Source organism: Aeriscardovia aeriphila (assembly GCF_002259595.1).
Taxonomy (GTDB): Bacteria; Actinomycetota; Actinomycetes; order Actinomycetales; family Bifidobacteriaceae; genus Aeriscardovia; species Aeriscardovia aeriphila.
In genome coordinates this window covers 1-1,865 of sequence record NZ_MWWU01000011.1, presented here as the reverse complement: position 1 = coordinate 1,865, position 1,865 = coordinate 1, and the positions used below count along the sequence as shown (strand labels likewise).

Below are 1,865 nucleotides of genomic sequence, written 5' to 3'. Positions count from 1 at the left end.
GCCACGAGCGAGCATCGGCTTGAGCATGTTGACAGCCTCCACTGCGCCATGGGGCGCTCCTGTTACCACAACGCTGTGAATCACATCGATGAAGGCGATGACGTTACCATCCGACTGACAGTTATCGTTGAGAACAGCCTTGAAACGCTCCTCAAACTCGCCACGGTACTTGCTGCCTGCCACCATCGAACNCAAGTCGAGAGCGACCAGACGCTTATTCTTCAAGCCGGTCGGAACGTCACCGGAGACGATACGCTCGGCAAGGCCTTCCACAACGGCGGTCTTACCAACGCCTGCTTCGCCGATGAGAACAGGGTTGTTCTTCGTGCGGCGCTCGAGAATTTGCATGACGCGGCGAATTTCACGGTCGCGGCCGATCACTGGGTCGAGCTTGCCTTCACGTGCCTGCTTGGTCAGGTCGGTGGAGTATTTCTCCAAAGCCTTGTACGTGCCTTCCGCATCCGGGCTGGTGACGTGAGCACCTCCACGAATAGAGGGTACAGCCTTGCGAAGCTTGTCCGGGCTCACGCCTGCGCGAGAGAGGATGTCGGCTGCGTCAGAAGGGCCGATGGCAATGCCGATGAGCAGGTGTTCGGTGGAAACGTATTCGTCGCCAAGCTTGCTCATTTCCTTTTGCGCGTTGACGAGCGCGACGGTGAGCTGGCGGCTGGCGTCAGGCTGAGTGGTGCTCGAGCCGGAAGCTGCTGGTAGTTGGGTGAGTGCGTGGCGTACTTGGGCGCCGATTTCTTGAACGTTGGCGCCGGTTGCTTGCACAAGCCCTTTAACGACGCCGCCATCTTGGCGCAGCAAAGAATCGAGCAGATGCAGCGGTTCGACGGTGGGGTTGCCTGCTGCAGAAGCTGTTTGAATAGCATCCCCGATGGCCTGCTGTGCCATTGTTGTGTACTTTTCTTCTTGATTGGCCATCACGAACTCCTTTCGCGTTGTCTCTTTCAGCTCGGCTGGAGGCCGGGCTGGTTTGCATCTAGAAGGAGTAACAGATTATCAGCGCAGATATTCCCAAAACTTGATAGAAGTCGGCTCAAGTTTTATCGTTTACACTTGTAGTTCACCAACAGCAAGATTGCCACGACGCACAAACCCAGAACGTACACTGAAAACATGAGCGATACGAATGCAGAAGTTTCCCTGATCTCCCCCTCCGAGTGGGAGCTGATGAGAGTGGTGTGGACCGAAGGGCCCAGCAAAGCCAAAACTCTCGTGGAAAACATGTCCAAGAAAAGTCAGTGGTCCGAGTCGACCACCAAAACTCTGCTTCGCCGCCTCGTCAGCAAGGGAATTCTCACAACGAAAAGCGTCGAAGGCCAGCGCGGCTTCCTCTACACACCAACCGTGGCAGAGAAAGAAGCCATGCGCGACCAAGCTGTACAGCTGTTCAACTCCATGTGCGCTATGAAGCGCGGCTCAGTGCTCATTGAACTCATTGAGCGTATGCAGATGACCAGAGGTGACCTTGATAATCTCACAAAAGTAATAGAGAACAAGCGCGAAACAGCGCCAGAAACTATTGACTGCGACTGCCTGCCGGGCGAGTGCGACGAGCACGAGGGTGCGGCGCACTGATAATCGCGCTGATAATCTCAAGAAATTCGAACTGTACCATTCGAACCTACTCGGCAAAAGGAGCCTTATAGAAGTTCTGGTACGAGCGGGAAGGTGTCGGGCCGCGCTGGCCCTGGTAATGCGAGCCCAAAGCCTGCGAACCATAAGGGTGCTCGGCTGGGGAAGAGAGCTCAAAGAAGCAGATTTGGCCAATCTTCATGCCGGGCCAGAGCTTGACGGGAAGCGGGCTGACGTTCGACAGCTCCAAGGTGATGTAACCGTTGAAACCAGGGTCAATAAAG

General features: G+C 55.5%; 3 protein-coding genes. 1 reads left to right on the top strand and 2 read right to left on the bottom strand.

Annotation, left to right across the window (positions count from 1 at the left end):
- Positions 1-927, bottom strand: a 927-nt coding sequence (locus AEAE_RS06660; protein WP_148139993.1) for a Clp protease N-terminal domain-containing protein, incomplete at its 3' end; no start/stop codon positions are given.
- 195 nt (positions 928-1,122) lie between these two features.
- On the opposite strand from AEAE_RS06660, the gene AEAE_RS06655 reads away from it, so the two are divergent.
- Positions 1,123-1,584 (top strand): CopY/TcrY family copper transport repressor, encoded by a 462-nt coding sequence (locus AEAE_RS06655; protein ID WP_094690368.1) that lies wholly within the window; start codon positions 1,123-1,125, stop codon positions 1,582-1,584.
- Positions 1,585-1,630: 46 nt separating this feature from the next.
- On the opposite strand, the gene AEAE_RS06650 is transcribed toward AEAE_RS06655, so the two are convergent.
- Positions 1,631-1,865 (bottom strand): dCTP deaminase (locus tag AEAE_RS06650; RefSeq protein ID WP_420835606.1); only part of this gene is annotated, 235 nt, incomplete at its 5' end.